The 14,829-nt window shown below is 65.5% G+C and carries 20 protein-coding genes and 1 pseudogene; 4 read left to right on the forward strand and 17 right to left on the reverse strand.

Annotation, left to right across the window (positions count from 1 at the left end; translation table 11 throughout):
• The 4 genes and pseudogenes from AC1DU6_RS07050 to pdeM form a co-directional block, all read left to right on the forward strand.
• A pseudogene (locus AC1DU6_RS07050) lies at positions 1-665 on the forward strand (DNA ligase-associated DEXH box helicase); the annotation flags it as partial.
• Entirely contained in the window at positions 662-2,305 is a 1,644-nt protein-coding gene (locus AC1DU6_RS07055) for an ATP-dependent DNA ligase (RefSeq protein WP_477856428.1), read from the forward strand. The pseudogene AC1DU6_RS07050 and the gene AC1DU6_RS07055, both read left to right, overlap by 4 nt.
• Positions 2,306-2,935: 630 nt before the next feature.
• Positions 2,936-5,446, forward strand: a complete 2,511-nt coding sequence (locus AC1DU6_RS07060) for a ligase-associated DNA damage response DEXH box helicase (protein ID WP_457324251.1) — start codon at positions 2,936-2,938, stop codon at positions 5,444-5,446.
• On the forward strand, positions 5,443-6,102 hold the full coding sequence (gene pdeM / locus AC1DU6_RS07065; RefSeq protein ID WP_457324252.1) for a ligase-associated DNA damage response endonuclease PdeM: 660 nt from the start codon (positions 5,443-5,445) through the stop codon (positions 6,100-6,102). The genes AC1DU6_RS07060 and pdeM overlap by 4 nt, the downstream gene beginning before the upstream one ends.
• Before the next feature lie 9 nt (positions 6,103-6,111).
• Here pdeM and AC1DU6_RS07070 read toward each other — a convergent pair whose 3' ends face one another.
• The 17 genes from AC1DU6_RS07070 to rpsN form a co-directional block, all read right to left on the reverse strand.
• A complete protein-coding gene (locus AC1DU6_RS07070) occupies positions 6,112-6,300 on the reverse strand; it encodes a hypothetical protein (RefSeq protein WP_457324253.1) in 189 nt (62 codons plus the stop codon).
• A gap of 8 nt (positions 6,301-6,308) precedes the next feature.
• On the reverse strand, positions 6,309-6,653 hold the full coding sequence (locus AC1DU6_RS07075; RefSeq protein WP_457324254.1) for a PRC-barrel domain-containing protein: 345 nt from the start codon (positions 6,651-6,653) through the stop codon (positions 6,309-6,311).
• 161 nt (positions 6,654-6,814) lie between these two features.
• Positions 6,815-7,204: a 50S ribosomal protein L17 gene (gene rplQ, locus AC1DU6_RS07080; protein WP_056194184.1), complete on the reverse strand. Its 390-nt coding sequence runs from the start codon at positions 7,202-7,204 to the stop codon at positions 6,815-6,817.
• A 135-nt stretch (positions 7,205-7,339) separates the two neighbouring features.
• Entirely contained in the window at positions 7,340-8,329 is a 990-nt protein-coding gene (locus AC1DU6_RS07085; protein WP_056194188.1) for a DNA-directed RNA polymerase subunit alpha, read from the reverse strand.
• 138 nt (positions 8,330-8,467) lie between these two features.
• Positions 8,468-9,091, reverse strand: coding sequence for a 30S ribosomal protein S4 (gene rpsD / locus AC1DU6_RS07090; RefSeq protein WP_056194191.1), 624 nt, complete (start codon positions 9,089-9,091; stop codon positions 8,468-8,470).
• A gap of 233 nt (positions 9,092-9,324) precedes the next feature.
• Positions 9,325-9,729, reverse strand: a complete 405-nt coding sequence (rpsK, locus tag AC1DU6_RS07095; RefSeq protein ID WP_056194196.1) for a 30S ribosomal protein S11 — start codon at positions 9,727-9,729, stop codon at positions 9,325-9,327.
• Positions 9,730-9,755: 26 nt separating this feature from the next.
• Entirely contained in the window at positions 9,756-10,121 is a 366-nt protein-coding gene (rpsM, locus tag AC1DU6_RS07100) for a 30S ribosomal protein S13 (RefSeq protein WP_056194199.1), read from the reverse strand.
• A gap of 34 nt (positions 10,122-10,155) precedes the next feature.
• Positions 10,156-10,269, reverse strand: coding sequence for a 50S ribosomal protein L36 (rpmJ, locus tag AC1DU6_RS07105; protein WP_056194202.1), 114 nt, complete (start codon positions 10,267-10,269; stop codon positions 10,156-10,158).
• Between the two features lie 57 nt (positions 10,270-10,326).
• Positions 10,327-10,545: a translation initiation factor IF-1 gene (gene infA, locus AC1DU6_RS07110; protein ID WP_009855680.1), complete on the reverse strand. Its 219-nt coding sequence runs from the start codon at positions 10,543-10,545 to the stop codon at positions 10,327-10,329.
• Between the two features lie 58 nt (positions 10,546-10,603).
• Positions 10,604-11,911 (reverse strand): preprotein translocase subunit SecY, encoded by a 1,308-nt coding sequence (gene secY, locus AC1DU6_RS07115; protein ID WP_056194205.1) that lies wholly within the window; start codon positions 11,909-11,911, stop codon positions 10,604-10,606.
• Between the two features lie 28 nt (positions 11,912-11,939).
• The gene (gene rplO / locus AC1DU6_RS07120) at positions 11,940-12,371 is read right to left on the reverse strand and encodes a 50S ribosomal protein L15 (RefSeq protein ID WP_056194207.1); all 432 of its coding nucleotides are present in this window, start codon (positions 12,369-12,371) and stop codon (positions 11,940-11,942) included.
• Positions 12,372-12,396: 25 nt separating this feature from the next.
• A complete protein-coding gene (gene rpmD, locus AC1DU6_RS07125) occupies positions 12,397-12,579 on the reverse strand; it encodes a 50S ribosomal protein L30 (RefSeq protein WP_056194210.1) in 183 nt (60 codons plus the stop codon).
• A gap of 20 nt (positions 12,580-12,599) precedes the next feature.
• Entirely contained in the window at positions 12,600-13,121 is a 522-nt protein-coding gene (gene rpsE / locus AC1DU6_RS07130; protein WP_056194212.1) for a 30S ribosomal protein S5, read from the reverse strand.
• An 18-nt stretch (positions 13,122-13,139) separates the two neighbouring features.
• Complete coding sequence (rplR, locus tag AC1DU6_RS07135; RefSeq protein ID WP_056194215.1) at positions 13,140-13,499, reverse strand: 50S ribosomal protein L18; 360 nt, start codon at positions 13,497-13,499, stop codon at positions 13,140-13,142.
• Between the two features lie 11 nt (positions 13,500-13,510).
• Positions 13,511-14,044 carry a 50S ribosomal protein L6 gene (gene rplF, locus AC1DU6_RS07140; protein WP_477856429.1) on the reverse strand — a complete coding sequence of 178 codons (534 nt, stop codon included), beginning with the start codon at positions 14,042-14,044 and terminating at the stop codon, positions 13,511-13,513.
• Positions 14,045-14,061: 17 nt separating this feature from the next.
• Positions 14,062-14,457: a 30S ribosomal protein S8 gene (gene rpsH, locus AC1DU6_RS07145; protein WP_056194221.1), complete on the reverse strand. Its 396-nt coding sequence runs from the start codon at positions 14,455-14,457 to the stop codon at positions 14,062-14,064.
• 23 nt (positions 14,458-14,480) lie between these two features.
• Positions 14,481-14,786: a 30S ribosomal protein S14 gene (gene rpsN, locus AC1DU6_RS07150; protein ID WP_056194224.1), complete on the reverse strand. Its 306-nt coding sequence runs from the start codon at positions 14,784-14,786 to the stop codon at positions 14,481-14,483.
• Positions 14,787-14,829: the final 43 nt, after the last annotated feature.

A 14,829-nucleotide genomic window follows, 5' to 3' on the forward strand; every position in this document is an offset into this window, starting at 1 on the left:
CCACCTGCGCGCCCTTCGAGCCGGTGCGCTGCGATGTCTTCATCACCGAAGCCACCTTTGCCCTGCCCATCTACCGCTGGGCACCGCAGACCGAGGTGCTGGCCGAGATGCGCACCTGGTGGGCCGATTGCGCGGCCCAGGGCAAGCAGGCGCTGCTGATGGGCTACAGCCTGGGCAAGGCGCAGCGGCTGGTGGCGGGGCTGGCAACCGCGGACGCACCTGGGCCGGTGCTGGTGCATGCAGCGGTTGCGCGGCTGAACGAGGCCTATCGCGCGGCGGGCGTGGCCCTGCCGGAGGTGGAGACCGTGACGCCGGAAACGAACTTCAAGGCGCTGCGCGGCGCGCTCGTCATCGCACCGCCGGCCGTGCAGGACAGTCGCTGGGCCAAAGCGCTGGGGCCGCACAGCGACGCCTTTGCCAGCGGCTGGATGCGGTTGCGCGGCGCCCGCCGGCGCCGCAGCGTGGACCGCGGCTTCGTCTTCAGCGACCACGCCGACTGGCCGGGGCTGCTGTCGGCCATTCAATCGACCGGCGCCCAGCGCGTCATCGTCACGCATGGCGACGAGGGCGCGCTGGTGCGCTATCTGAGTGAACTGGGCTTGCAGGCCGAGGCCTTTGCGACCGAGTACGGCGACGAGACGCATGGCGTGGAGGCGGCGCAATGAAGCGCTTTGTCGCCCTCTACCTCGCCATCGACGCCAGCACGTCCACACTGGCCAAGGTGGCGGCATTGAAACGCTACCTGGCCGACGCACCCGCGCGTGATGCGGCCTGGGCCGTCTATCTGCTGGCCGGCGGCACGCCGCGCCGAGCGGTGCCCACGAGCGAGCTGCGAGCGCTGGCCTGCGAGGCGGCGGGTTTGCCGGAGTGGCTGTTCGAGGCCGGCTATGCCGTCACCGGCGACCTGGCGGAGGCCATCGCTTACGTGCTTCCCGACCCGCAGGACAAGCTCGACGAGCCGCTGGCCGACTGGATGGAGCAGCGCATCCTGCCGCTGCGTGCGCTCGACGCAGCGGCGCGACGCGAGGCCGTGTTGAGCGCGTGGCAGGGCCTGTCGGCGGACGAGCGCTTCATGTTCGTCAAGCTGGTGGGCGGGGGCTTTCGCGTCGGTGTCAGCAAGCTGCTGGTGCAGCGGGCGCTGGCCGAGTGGTCTGGGGCCGACGCGGCCGGCATCGCCCAGCGCATGATGGGCTACACCCAGATCGACACGCCGCCGACGGCCGCGCGCTTCCAGGCGCTGCTGGCCGAGGACACAAGCGGCTCTCGTGGCGGCCAGCCCTACCCCTTCTTCCTGGCGCATGCGCTGCCCGGCGAGCCGGCGGCGCTGGGCGAGCGCGGCGACTGGCTGGCGGAGTGGAAGTACGACGGCATCCGGGCCCAGGTGGTCAAGCGCGACGGCCAGGTGTGGATCTGGTCGCGCGGCGAGGAGCTGGTGACGGAACGCTTTCCGGAGGTGGTGCTGGAAGCGAGCAGCTGGCCGGATGGCACGGTGGTGGACGGCGAGCTGCTGGCCTGGCGCCACGGCGAGGCCGAGCCGGCGCCGTTTGCGCTGCTGCAAAAACGCATCGGCCGCACCAAGCTGTCCAAGGCCATCCTGGCCGAGGCCCCGGTGCGCTTGCTGGCTTATGACCTGCTGGAGAGCCAAGGCGTGGACCGTCGCCAGGAGCCCATGCATGTGCGGCGTGCGCGGCTGGAGCAGCTGGGCATTGCAACGTCGCCGCTGGTGCACGCTGGCGATTGGCCCGGGCTGGCGACGGCCCGCGAGGGCTCGCGCGAGAAGCGTGTCGAAGGGCTGATGCTGAAGCACCGGGAGTCGGCCTATGGCATCGGCCGCACCGTCGGCGCCTGGTGGAAGTGGAAGGTCGCGCCGCTCAGCGTCGACGCCGTGCTGGTCTACGCCCAGGCCGGCCACGGCCGCCGCGCCAACCTCTACACGGACTACAGCTTTGCCGTCTGGAACCGCGCGCCGCGGGATGCAGCGGAGGCTGAGGCGGCTTTGGATTCAACGGGCGGCGATCTGACACTTGTGCCGTTTGCCAAGGCCTACTCGGGGCTGACCGACGAGGAGATCAAGCGCGTGGACCGCGAGATCCGCAAGACGACGGTCGAGAAGTTCGGGCCGGTGCGGCGCGTGCGGCCGACGATGGTGTTCGAGCTGGGCTTCGAGGGCATCCAGGCGAGCTCGCGGCACAAGAGTGGCATCGCGGTAAGGTTTCCGCGCATGCTGCGGATAAGGGATGACAAGCCGTTGTGGGAGGCGGATACGTTGGCGTCGTTGAGGGCCTTGATGGATGCGGTGGCGTGATGTTGGTTGCTTTTGCGACGAGTGCTCTTGATCGATGCATTGCCGGGAGTCCGTCCCGGCGGCCGGGTAACTTTCTTCTGCGGGGCCAGAAGAAAGTCACCAAAGAAGAGGCCCTGAACCGCACACCAGCACCACATGCACGAGCTGCGCCGTGCAACAGCCGCTCGGTGAGTGGGCAGACGCGAGCCGCTGCGCTCTCGCCGCTGCCCCTGTCACCAGCACCATCCATCGCACCACCTGCCCGCTTAACGCGCGGCTGCACGCCGTGCTCACCAGGAACAGCCAATACAGCGTCGCTCGGGCGACGCGAAGCCCGCGCCGTCTCGCCGTGGCGTCGCCCCAGCGACGCAGTATTCGTTGATGAGTTCGGCGTGCAGCCGACGTTAAGCGGCGTGAAGCGGCAGCGGATGGTGCTCGTCACAGGGACAGCAGCGAGAGCGCAGCGGGTCGCGTCGTCGTGCAATCCACCGAGCGTTTTCGCGCGCCGCTCTTGGCGGCGTCGCGCTGGTGTGCGGTTCAGCGCCTCTTCTTTGGTAACTTTCTTCTGGCGCCGCAGAAGAAAGTTACCCGGCCGCCGGGACGGACTCCCGGCAATGCGGCGATCAAGCGCACGCCAGGCAAAGACTCCCAATGCCTAGCCCTACCACCAGTTGGCTTGAAAGCAAGGGCTGGAAAGCCTTCCCCTTCCAGCGCACCGTCTGGAAGGAAATGAAGCAAGGCCACTCCGGCCTCCTCCACGCCACCACCGGCTCCGGCAAGACCTTGGCCGTCTGGCTCGGCGCGCTGCAAGCCTTCGGCGGCAAGGAAGCGCCGCTGACCGTCATCTGGGTCACACCGATGCGCGCCCTCAGCCACGACACGCTGCTGGCCCTGCAAGACGCCGCCGCCACGCTCGCTCCGGACTGGACACTGGCCGCCCGCACCGGCGACACATCCAGCAGCGAGCGCGCCTCACAGCAACGCCGTTGGCCGACCGCGCTCGTCACCACACCCGAGTCCCTGAGCCTGATGCTGTCCCGCGCCGACGCCCCGGACATCCTGAAGCGCGTGCGCCTGGTCGTCGTCGATGAATGGCATGAATTGCTGGGCACGAAGCGCGGCGTGCAACTGCAGCTGGCGCTGGCGCGGCTGCGGCGCTGGAACCCGGCGCTGATGACCTGGGGCCTGTCGGCCACGCTGGCCAATCTCGACGAGGCGCGTGACGTGCTGGCGCCGGAGGCGGTGCTGGTGCGCGGCGCCCAGGACAAGAAGATCGACATCGCGACGCTGCTGCCCGCTCGCATCGAGCGCTTCGCCTGGGGCGGCCACATGGGTCTGACCATGCTGCCGGCCGTCGCCGAGCTGATCGACAAGGCGGCCAGCACCTTGGTGTTCACCAACACGCGCTCCCAGAGCGAGCGCTGGTTCCAGGCGCTGCTGGACGCACGGCCCGACTGGGCAGGCGCGATCGCCCTGCACCACGGCTCCATCGACGCCGAGTTGCGCCGGTGGGTGGAGGCGGCCATGAAGGCTGGTCAGCTCAAGGCCGTGGTGTGCACGGCCAGCCTGGATCTGGGTGTGGACTTCCTGCCGGTGGACCAGGTGCTGCAGATCGGCTCGGCCAAGGGCGTCGCGCGGTTGCTGCAGCGCGCGGGCCGCAGCGGCCATGCGCCGGGGCGGCGCTCGCGCGTGACCATGGTGCCGACGCACAGCCTGGAGATCGTCGAGGCCTCGGCCCTGCGCGCCGCCGTGGAGGCCGGCCGCATCGAGCCGCGCCATGCGCCGGCGGCGCCGCTGGACGTGCTGGTGCAGCACCTCGTCACCGTCGCGCTGGGCGGCGGCTTCCGGCCCGCGCAGCTGCTCGCCGAGGTGCGCACGGCACCGAGCTATCGGCATCTGAGCGACGAGGCCTGGCAATGGGCCCTGGCCTTTGTGCGCCATGGCGGCGAGAGCCTGCGCGCCTACCCGGACTTCCAGCGCGTGGTGCCCGACGACGAGGGCGTGTGGCGTGTGCCGGACGCGCGGCTGGCGCGGCGCCACCGCAGCAACATCGGCACCATCGTGTCGGACGCCATGATGAGCGTGCAGTTCCTGGGCGGGGGGCGCATCGCGACGGTGGAGGAGAGCTTCATCGCGCGGCTCAAGCCCGGTGATGTCTTCCTGCTGGGCGGCCGGGCGCTGGAGCTGGTGCGCGTCGAAGGGCTGACCGCCTATGTGCGCATCGGCAAACCGGGCCGCGCACTGCTGCCGCGCTGGAACGGCGGGCAGTTCCCGATCTCCGACACGCTGGCCGATGCGATGCTGGAGCGCTTCGATGAAGCGGCGCAGGGTCGCTATCTGGACAAGGAGATGCGCTTCGTCGCACCGCTGCTGAAGCTGCAGGCCGAATGGTCGGCCCTGCCCGGGCCGCAGCGGCTGCTGGCCGAGGTGCAGACCTCGTCGGACGGCCATCACCTCTTCCTCTACCCGTTCGCCGGCCGCACGGTGCACCTTGGCCTGGCCTGGCTGCTGGCCTGGCGCGTGGGGCGCGACACGCCGGCCACCTTCACCGTCGCCATCAACGAATACGGCATGGAGCTGCTCAGCGCCACCGACGTCGACTGGGCCACGCGCCTGCCGCAGCTGCTTGCGGCCGTCGATCGCCACACGCTGCGGCAGGAGGTGCTGGCCAGCATCAACGCCAGCGAGCTGGCGCGCCGGCGCTTCCGGCAGATCGCGCGCATCTCGGGGCTGATCTTCCAGAGCCATCCCGGCGAGGTGCGCAGCCAACGCCAGCTACAGGCATCGAGCTCGCTGTACTTCGATGTCTTTCGCCAGCACGACCCGGGCAACCGCCTGCTGCGCCAGGCCGAGGAGGAGCTGCTGTCGGCCGAGCTGGATGAGGATTCGCTGGCGCGCACGCTGGACCGATTGGCTGCAATGCCGCTGGATTTGCAGCGGCCAAAGCAGACCTCGCCGCTGGCCTTTCCGCTGCTGGTCGAGATGCTGCGCGAACGGGTGACGACCGAGTCACTGGCACAGCGGCTCACGCGCATGCTGGCGGAGCTGGAGGCGGCGGCGGGCGGCGGTGCGATGCCGCAGGATGTGGGTGAGCGGCTGGCCTTCGGGCAGGAGAGCGACAAGGCCAACGGGCGCGGTGGTGCGCGGCGGAGGCGGCGGTGAGCCTCAGTATCGAAGCTGCCGGCGAGACCTTGTGGCTGCTGCCGGACGGTGCAGCTTGGTGGCCCACCGCGCGCACGCTGTTCGCCGCCGACCTGCACCTGGGCAAGGGCGCTGCCTTTCGCGCGCAGGGGCAGGCGGTGCCGGCTGGCAGCAGCGCGCGCACATTGGCGCGGCTGGAAGCGCTGGTAGCGACGCACCGCGCGACTCGACTCGTCGTGCTGGGTGATTTCTGGCACAGCGCCGAGGGGCTGACGCCGGCCCTGCTCGAATCGGTCGACGGCTTTGCGCGACGCGTACCGACCGTGCTCGTACTCGGCAACCACGACCGGCGCATTCATCCGCCAGGCTTGCCGATGGAGGTTGTCAGCACGGCATGGGCGTTAGGCCCTTTGACAGCTGCGCATGAGCCACCGCCACCCGGCGCAGCGGGCTTCACGCTTGCAGGGCATTGGCACCCCGCCGTCGTCATCGCCAGCCGTGCGGGGGACCGACTGCGCCGGCCTTGCTTCGTGCGCTACCCGCACGCCCTGGTGCTGCCGGCCTTCGGCGGCCTCACCGGTGCGCTGACGCTGCGGCGCGCGGACCTTGCCCGGCACAGCGCGCAAGTGGCGGTGCTTGGCGACGGCGATCTGCACTGGCTGCCTTTGCGCCGTTAACGCGGCTGGTCAGATCTTGTGCTGAGGCGGGCCCTGGGGTGCTTCACGCGCCGTGCCGTCTTTCTGGCGCGCCGGCGCCTTGGCCTGCTTGGTCAGCGTCTGCCCTTGGGTGGCCTTGGTTGTGGCGAATTCGCTGGCGGTGTGCGTCACTGGGCCGGACTGGGCGTTGTGGCTGCGGCCAAGATGGGACTTGCTCATGGTGCGCCTCACTGCCAGTTGAAGCCGTAGTGGGTATAGACGCTGCGGCCGTAGTCCTCGGTGTAGGCCGGCGCTGCGTCCTTGGCGTACCGCGGCGCATCGGTCAGCAGGTCGCGATCCAGGTTGACGACATAGCCATCCTTGCTGGTGTCGTACTTCAGCATGTCCCAGGGCAGCGGGTAGCGGTCGGTACCCAGGCCGAGAAAGCCGCCGAATTCCAGTGCGGCATAACGCACATGGCCGGTGCGCTTGTCGATGACGAGGTCGTCGATGGCGCCGAGCTTGTCGCCGGCGAGGTCGTAGACCGCGGTGCCCTCGACCTTGGCCGAGGAGATGGTGGGGTGGAGGCTCATGGCGGGCTCCTGCGAAGTGGAAGCGGCGTTCCACTGTGCACGCGCCGGGGCCGCGGTGTCGTCAGGCTGGGTTTGCCTTGCGCGTAGGAGGGGGCCGACGCCGCGAGCGCCCATGAAAAAGCCCGCACGAGGCGGGCTTCATGGATCAGCGCGGGCTGAACTTATTCGACGGCTTCGCCAGCGGTCTCGCCTTCGGCGCGATCCACCAGCTCAACGAAAGCCATGGGCGCGTTGTCGCCGACGCGGAAGCCCATCTTCAGGATGCGGGTGTAGCCGCCCGGACGAGCCGCGAAGCGCGGGCCCAGCACGTTGAACAGCTTGCTGACGATGTCGCGGTCGCGCAGGCGGTCGAAAGCCAGGCGGCGGTTGGCCAGCGTAGGTTCCTTGGCGAGCGTGATGAGGGGCTCAACAACGCGGCGCAGTTCCTTGGCCTTGGGGACCGTGGTCTTGATGGCTTCGTGCTCGAGCAGAGACACGCACATATTGCGCAGCATGGCAGCGCGGTGGGCGCTGGTGCGGTTGAGTTTACGGAGGCCGTTACGGTGACGCATGGTGCTATTCCTTTTTCACTTTGTTAATGCCAGCAGCCGGATCAGGTACTGCTGGTTGCACGATCAAACGCACCAAAGTGCGTTTGTCATCCGATGACGGCCTTCAGGCCGTCTTTTCTGTTCGAGCGAAGCGGATTACCGCTTGTCCAGGCCTTGCGGGGGCCAGTTTTCCAGGCGGGCGCCGAGGGTGAGGCCGCGGGAAGCCAGGACTTCCTTGATCTCGTTGAGCGACTTGCGACCCAGGTTGGGGGTCTTCAGCAGCTCGGTCTCGGTGCGCTGGATCAGATCGCCGATGTAGTAGATGTTTTCGGCCTTCAGGCAGTTGGCCGAACGCACGGTGAGCTCGAGTTCGTCGACCGGGCGCAGCAGGATCGGGTCGAAGCTGCTGGAGCGCTGGGCCGGCTGGTCGAAGGCGTCGACCAGGTCGGTGCCTTGCAGCTGGGCGAAGACGGCCAGTTGCTCAACCAGGATCTTGGCCGAAGCACGGATCGCTTCCTCGGGCGAGATGGCGCCGTTGGTTTCGATTTCCATGACCAGCTTGTCCAGGTCGGTACGCTGCTCGACGCGGGCGTTTTCGACGGCGTAGCTGACGCGCTTGACGGGCGAGAACGAGGCGTCCAGGACGATGCGGCCGATGCTCTTGGTCGGCTCGTCGCCGAAGCGGCGCATCGTGCCGGGCACATAGCCACGGCCCTTCTCGACCTTGATCTGCATGTCGAGCTTGCCGCCCTGCGACAGGTGGGCAATGACGTGCTCGGGATTGATGATCTCGACGTCGTGCGGGGTCTGGATGTCGGCCGCGGTGACGGGGCCTTCGCCTTCCTTGCGCAGGACCAGGGTCACTTCTTCACGGTTGTGCAGGCGGAAGACGACGCCCTTGAGGTTCAGCATGATGTGAACCACGTCCTCTTGCACGCCGTCGATGGCCGAGTACTCGTGGAGCACGCCGGCAATCGTCACTTCCGTCGGCGCATACCCCACCATCGACGAGAGCAGCACACGGCGCAGGGCGTTGCCCAGGGTGTGACCGTAGCCGCGTTCGAACGGCTCCAGGGTGACCTTGGCGCGATGACCGCCCAGGGGCTCCACGTTGATGGACTTGGGTTTGAGCAAGTTGGTTTGCATGAGGTCTTTCTTTCAATACCCTCGGTTCGTTACACCGATAAGGCTGAGGACCAGCCGGGCAGAGCCTACGAAGGGCAAAAGCCCGGACGAGGAAACGCCGACCGCGCCCAAAGCAGGCGTGGTCGGCGGGGGAAATCATTAACGCGAGTACAACTCGACGATCAGCGATTCGTTGATCTCGGCGCCGAACTCATCGCGGTCCGGAGCCTTCTTGAACACGCCTTCGAGCTTGGTGCCGTCGACGCTGACCCAGGCCGGCAGGCCGATGGAATCAGCGAGCTTGAACGACTCGGTGACGCGCAATTGCTTCTTGGCCTTGTCGCGCACGGCGACGGTGTCACCGGCCTTGACCAGGTAGGAAGCGATGTTGACGACCTCGCCGTTCACCGTGACGCCCTTGTGCGAAACCAGCTGGCGGGCTTCTGCGCGGGTGGAGCCGAAGCCCATGCGGTAGACGACGTTGTCCAGACGCGATTCCAGCAGCTGCAGCAGGTTCACGCCGGTCGAGCCCTTGCGGCGCTCGGCTTCGGCGAAGTAGCGGCGGAACTGGCGCTCCAGCACGCCGTACATGCGCTTGACCTTCTGCTTCTCGCGCAGCTGCAGGCCGAAGTCGGACGTGCGTTGGCCGGAGGTGCGGCCGTGCTGGCCGGGCTTGGAGTCGAACTTGACCTTGTCGCTGATGGCGCGGCGGGCGCTCTTCAGGTAGAGGTCGGTGCCTTCGCGGCGGGAAAGTTTGCCCTTGGGGCCGAGGTAACGTGCCACTTTGCGTGTCCTTGTTCAATCTGACGCCAAGCCTCAAATCCGAGGTTGTTGACGCGAGTCCAGCCGGTTTTTTTATGGGCTTGGACGGTGGGCTTATGAGCCGTCTCGAAAATGAGATCGACTCAAGACTGAAGCCGGCGCGGCACAAAGTGCCCGCCGGCTCCGGGAAAACGTGCGATTATCGCACCGCCATCCGAATCTGCAATGTCCCTGTCACCTAGAGGTGAATGGGATCAGATACGGCGACGCTTCTGCGGACGGCAGCCGTTGTGCGGCACGGGCGTCACGTCAGAGATCGAGTTGATGCGAATGCCCAGCGCTGCCAGGGCGCGAACCGACGACTCACGACCCGGGCCGGGGCCCTTGATCTTGACGTCGAGGTTCTTGATGCCCTGCTCTTGTGCAGCGCGGCCAGCCACTTCAGCTGCCACCTGGGCTGCAAAGGGGGTCGACTTGCGCGAGCCCTTGAAGCCTTGGCCACCCGACGAAGCCCACGACAGGGCGCCGCCTTGACGGTCAGTGATGGTGATGATGGTGTTGTTGAACGAGGCGTGGACGTGCGCGATGCCGTCTGCAACGTTCTTGCGGACCTTCTTGCGAACCCGCTGGGCAGCCGAATTGTTGGGTGCTTTTGCCATGATGAGCTTCTTTCAGTTCGGGCAGCTTACTTCTTGCCGGTCGCAGCCGACTTGCGCGGACCCTTGCGGGTACGGGCATTCGTACGGGTGCGTTGACCACGCATCGGCAGGCCACGGCGGTGACGGAAGCCGCGGTAGCAACCGAGGTCCATCAGACGCTTGATGTTGATGGACTGCTCACGGCGCAGGTCACCTTCGATGGTCAACTTGTTGACCTCGTCACGGATCTTTTCGAGATCGCCGTCGTTCAGGTCCTTGACCTTCTTGTCGAACGGAATGCCGCAGTTCGTGCAGATCTGCTGAGCGGTCGTACGGCCAATGCCGTAGATCGAGGTCAGACCGATCTCAGTGTGCTTTTGCGGCGGAATGTTGATACCAGCAATACGTGCCATGGTTGTCCTCTAGTCCTGTCGTGCGAGCTGGGGCTCAGCCCTGGCGCTGCTTGTGGCGCGGGTCGGTGCAGATCACACGCACCACGCCCTTGCGGCGGATGATCTTGCAATTGCGGCACATCTGCTTAACGGATGCCGAAACTTTCATGGTCTGCTCCTTGGCCTAACTTCTTTGCGCTCACACGCGTCCGGGGGTTCAAACAGCTCACTTCGCCCGGAACACGATGCGAGCACGACTCAAATCGTAGGGTGTCAGCTCTACGGTCACTTTGTCGCCAGGCAGGATGCGGATGTAGTGCATCCGCATCTTGCCGGAGATGTGACCGAGAACGACATGCCCGTTCTCCAACTTGACTCTGAACGTGGCGTTGGGGAGGTTCTCAAGAATCTCGCCCTGCATTTGAATGACGTCGTCTTTCGCCATGCCGTACGTTCAGGATTGTTGTTGGAATCAATCTTGGTTAACGATCAGCTCCGCGCCCTCAGGGCTTGAAGCTGGCCTTCTTCAGCAGTGACTCGTACTGCTGACTCATGATGTAGCTCTGCACCTGGGCCCAGAAGTCCATCGTCACGACGACGATGATCAACAGGGAAGTGCCACCGAAGTAGAACGGAACGTTGTACTTCAGCGTCAGGAATTCGGGCAGCAGGCAGACCAGCGTGATGTAGATCGCACCAGCCAGCGTGAGCCGCGAAAGGATCTTGTCGATGTGCTTGGCGGTCTGCTCACCCGGACGAATGCCCGGAATGAACGCGCCACTCTTCTTCAGGTTGTCTGCGGTCTCACGACTGTTGAACACCAGCGCCGTGTAGAAGAAGCAGAAGAACACGATGGCAGCCGAATACAGCAGCACATAGATCGGCTGACCCGGGCTGACCATGCCGGCCAGGTCCTTCAACCAGCGCAGACCATCACCCGTCGCGAACCAGCTCACCACCGTTGTCGGCAGCAGGATGATCGACGAGGCGAAGATCGGCGGGATCACGCCGGACATGTTCAGCTTCAGCGGCAGGTGCGACGACTGGCCGCCGTAGACCTTGTTGCCGACCTGGCGCTTCGCATAGTTCACGAGGATCTTGCGTTGGCCACGTTCGACGAAGACCACGGCGAAGGTCACCAGCACGACCAGCGAGATCACGATCAGCGCCGAGCCGTAACCCATCGCACCGGTACGCACCAGCTCGAACAGGCCACCGATCGCACCCGGCAGACCCGCGGCGATACCGCCAAAGATCAGGATCGAGATGCCATTGCCCAGACCGCGCTCGGTGATCTGCTCACCCAGCCACATCAGGAACATCGTGCCGGCCACCAGGCTGGACACTGCGGTCAGGCGGAAGCCGAAACCAGGGTTCAGCACCAGGCCAGCAGAGCCTTCCAGCGCCAATGCGATCGACAGGCTCTGGAACAGAGCCAGACCCAGCGTCGCATAACGCGTGTACTGGGTGATCTTGCGACGCCCGGCTTCGCCTTCCTTCTTCAGCTGTTCCAGCGTCGGCACGACGTAGGTCATCAGCTGTAAAACGATGGACGCCGAGATGTAAGGCGTAATGCCCAACGCGAACACGGTGAAGCGCGACAGCGCGCCGCCCGAGAACATGTTGAACAGGCTCAGGATGCCACCGGCCTGGCCCTTGAAGAATTGGGCCAGCTGGTTCGGGTCGATACCGGGCACGGGGATATGCGCCCCGATGCGGTAGACGACCAGAGCCAGCAGCAGGAACACAAGCCGACGACGCAGGTCGCCGAACTTGCCGCTCTTGGCCAGCTGATTCGCGTTGGTAGCCACGCTGGATCAGTTCCTTGTGCGCTGTGAATTAAGCGACCGAGCCGCCGGCCGCCTCGATGGCCGCCTTGGCGCCCTTCGTGGCGTTCACGCCCTTCAGCGTGACCTTGCGCTCGATGGCGCCGGACAGGATGACCTTGACCGACTTGGCCAGTTGGGGCACCAGGCCGACCGCCTTCAGCGTCGACACGTCGATCTCTTCGCCGGCCAGACCTTGCAGGTCCGACAGGTTGATCTCGACGCTGTACTTCAGCGTCAGCGACTTGAAGCCACGCTTGGGCAGGCGACGTTGCAGCGGCATCTGGCCGCCTTCGAAGCCGACCTTGTGGTAGCCACCAGCGCGGGACTTCTGGCCCTTGTGGCCACGACCTGCGGTCTTGCCCAGGCCCGAGCCGATGCCGCGGCCGACACGGCGCTTGGCATGCTTGGAGCCCTCAGCGGGCTTGATCGTGTTGAGTTCCATCGTCTTGTCCTCTTGTGTGCCGCGCTTAGAGCACTTGCACCAGATAAGCGATCTTGTTGATCATGCCGCGCACTGCGGGCGTGTCTTCCAGGGTGCTCTGGCTGTTCAGCCGACGCAGACCCAGGCCGACCACGGTGGCACGGTGCGAGGCGCGGCAGCCGATGGGGCTACGCACCAGCTTGACCGTCACGGTTTTCTTGTCAGACATCTTGTGCTCCGCTTGGGCGATCAGTTGAAGATTTCTTCAACAGTCTTGCCGCGCTTGGCTGCGACAGAGGCCGGCGTGGTTGAACGCTTCAGAGCGTCCAGCGTGGCGCGGACCATGTTGTAAGGGTTGGTCGAACCGTGGCTCTTGGTCACGATGTCGGTCACGCCCATCACTTCGAAAACGGCGCGCATCGGGCCGCCGGCGATGACGCCGGTACCGGCAGGAGCCGGGGCCATGATGACGTGTGCAGCACCGTGCTCGCCCACCACGTTGTGGTGGATGGTGCCGTTCTTCAGGCTGACCTTGACCATGTTGCGGCGAGCCGACTCCATGGCCTTTTGCACGGCGACCGGCACTTCCTTGGCTTTGCCCTTGCCCATGCCGATGCGGCCATCGCCATCACCGACCACGGTCAGAGCGGCGAAGGACAGCGTACGGCCACCCTTCACAACCTTGGTCACGCGGTTGACCGCGATCATCTTTTCCTTCAGGCCGTCGTCGTTGCCTTCAGCCTGAGCGCCGCGGGGTTGAAACTTTGCCATTTCTTATTCCTTGATGCGTCAGAACTGCAGGCCGGCTTCGCGGGCTGCTTCGGCCAGGGCCTTGACACGGCCGTGGTAGGCAAAACCGGAGCGGTCGAAGGCAACCTTCTCGACGCCAGCGGCCTTGGCCTTCTCGGCGATCAGCTTGCCCACCAGCGTGGCAGCGGCGACGTTGCCGCCGTTGCTGCTCAGCTGTTCGCGGACCGACTTCTCGGCAGTGGAGGCTGCAGCCAACACCTTGGCGCCGTCTTCCGAGACGACTTGGGCGTAGATATGCAGGTTGGAGCGGAACACCGTCAGACGGGCCACGCGCTGGATCGCAATGCGAGCGCGGGTCTGGCGCGAACGACGCAGGCGTTGTTCTTTCTTGGTCATCATGGCGCTGCTCCTTACTTCTTCTTGGTCTCTTTGAGGGAGACCTTCTCATCCGAATAACGGATGCCCTTGCCCTTGTAGGGCTCAGGCGGACGGAAGGCGCGCACCTCGGCGGCGATCTGGCCGACGACCTGACGGTCAGCGCCCTTGATGACGATTTCCGTCTGGGTCGGGCACTCGACCTTGATACCAGCCGGCATGTCCTTCACCACGGGGTGAGAGAAGCCGATCTGCAGGTTGAGCTTCTGGCCCTGGGCCTGGGCGCGGAAACCCACGCCCACCAGGTTCAGCTTGCGCTCGAAACCCTTGCTCACACCGCTGACCATATTGGCCACCAGCGCACGCATCGTGCCGCTCATCGCATCGGCTTCAGCCGATTCGTTGGCGGGAACGAAGCTCAGCTTGCCGGCTTCGTTCTTGACGGTGACGAGCTTGTTCGACTGACGCACCAGCGTGCCGAGCGAGCCCTTGACGCTGATCGAATCAGCTGCGACGGTCACATCCACGCCTTGCGGGACGTTGACCGGCATTTTTCCAACGCGGGACATTGTTCCTACTCCTTCGCTTAGGCGACGTAGCAGAGCACTTCGCCGCCGATACCGGCAGCGCGAGCCTTGCGGTCCGTCATGACGCCTTGCGGGGTCGTGACGATCGCCACACCCAGGCCATTCATGACCTGAGGGATGTCGTGACGGCCCTTGTAGATGCGCAGGCCGGGGCGGCTGACGCGCTCGATACGTTCGATGACCGGACGGCCAGCGTAGTACTTCAGCGCGATTTCCAGCTCGGGGCGTGCTGCCTCGCCGCGAACGGCGAAGTCGTCGATATAGCCTTCGTCCTTCAGGACCTTGGCAATCGCCACCTTCAGCTTGGACGACGGCATGGCAACGCTCGTCTTTTCGACGATCTGCGCGTTACGAATGCGGGTCAGCATATCGGCGATGGGATCACTCATGCTCATTTGCGAATACTCCTATCGGCCGATTACCAGCTGGCCTTGACGACACCGGGGATGTCGCCCTTGAAGGCCAGTTCACGAATCTTGTTACGGGCCAGGCCGAACTTGCGGAAGGTGCCACGCGGACGACCGGTCAGCTCGCAGCGGTTGCGCAGGCGAGTCGGGTAGGCGTTACGGGGCAGCTTCTGCAGCTCGAGGCGAGCGGCGTAGCGCTCTTCATCCGACTTCTTGCTGTCGTCGATGATGGCCTTCAGTTCTGCGTACTTCTTCGCGAACTTGGCGACGAGTGCTTCGCGCTTCAGTTCACGTTGCTTGATGGAAGTTTTAGCCACAGATCACCTCAGTTCTTGAACGGGAACTTGAACGCAGCCAGGA

This window comes from Roseateles sp. P5_B10 (assembly GCF_056400485.1).

What these genes read in the sequence shown, in the direction of transcription:
- rplF (WP_477856429.1), bottom strand. Translation starts at nt 14,044, where the DNA reads ATGTCCCGCGTTGGAAAAATGCCGGTCAACGTCCCGCAAGGCGTGGAT.
- rpmJ (WP_056194202.1), bottom strand. Translation starts at nt 10,269, where the DNA reads ATGAAAGTTTCGGCATCCGTTAAGCAGATGTGCCGCAATTGCAAGATC.
- AC1DU6_RS07075 (WP_457324254.1), bottom strand. Translation starts at nt 6,653, where the DNA reads ATGAGCCTCCACCCCACCATCTCCTCGGCCAAGGTCGAGGGCACCGCG.
- AC1DU6_RS07070 (WP_457324253.1), bottom strand. Translation starts at nt 6,300, where the DNA reads ATGAGCAAGTCCCATCTTGGCCGCAGCCACAACGCCCAGTCCGGCCCA.
- AC1DU6_RS07060 (WP_457324251.1), top strand. Translation starts at nt 2,936, where the DNA reads ATGCCTAGCCCTACCACCAGTTGGCTTGAAAGCAAGGGCTGGAAAGCC.
- infA (WP_009855680.1), bottom strand. Translation starts at nt 10,545, where the DNA reads ATGGCGAAAGACGACGTCATTCAAATGCAGGGCGAGATTCTTGAGAAC.
- rpsE (WP_056194212.1), bottom strand. Translation starts at nt 13,121, where the DNA reads ATGGCAAAGTTTCAACCCCGCGGCGCTCAGGCTGAAGGCAACGACGAC.
- rpmD (WP_056194210.1), bottom strand. Translation starts at nt 12,579, where the DNA reads ATGTCTGACAAGAAAACCGTGACGGTCAAGCTGGTGCGTAGCCCCATC.
- rplO (WP_056194207.1), bottom strand. Translation starts at nt 12,371, where the DNA reads ATGGAACTCAACACGATCAAGCCCGCTGAGGGCTCCAAGCATGCCAAG.
- rpsK (WP_056194196.1), bottom strand. Translation starts at nt 9,729, where the DNA reads ATGGCAAAAGCACCCAACAATTCGGCTGCCCAGCGGGTTCGCAAGAAG.
- AC1DU6_RS07055 (WP_477856428.1), top strand. Translation starts at nt 662, where the DNA reads ATGAAGCGCTTTGTCGCCCTCTACCTCGCCATCGACGCCAGCACGTCC.
- AC1DU6_RS07085 (WP_056194188.1), bottom strand. Translation starts at nt 8,329, where the DNA reads ATGCAAACCAACTTGCTCAAACCCAAGTCCATCAACGTGGAGCCCCTG.
- rplQ (WP_056194184.1), bottom strand. Translation starts at nt 7,204, where the DNA reads ATGCGTCACCGTAACGGCCTCCGTAAACTCAACCGCACCAGCGCCCAC.
- rpsH (WP_056194221.1), bottom strand. Translation starts at nt 14,457, where the DNA reads ATGAGCATGAGTGATCCCATCGCCGATATGCTGACCCGCATTCGTAAC.
- rplR (WP_056194215.1), bottom strand. Translation starts at nt 13,499, where the DNA reads ATGATGACCAAGAAAGAACAACGCCTGCGTCGTTCGCGCCAGACCCGC.
- rpsM (WP_056194199.1), bottom strand. Translation starts at nt 10,121, where the DNA reads ATGGCACGTATTGCTGGTATCAACATTCCGCCGCAAAAGCACACTGAG.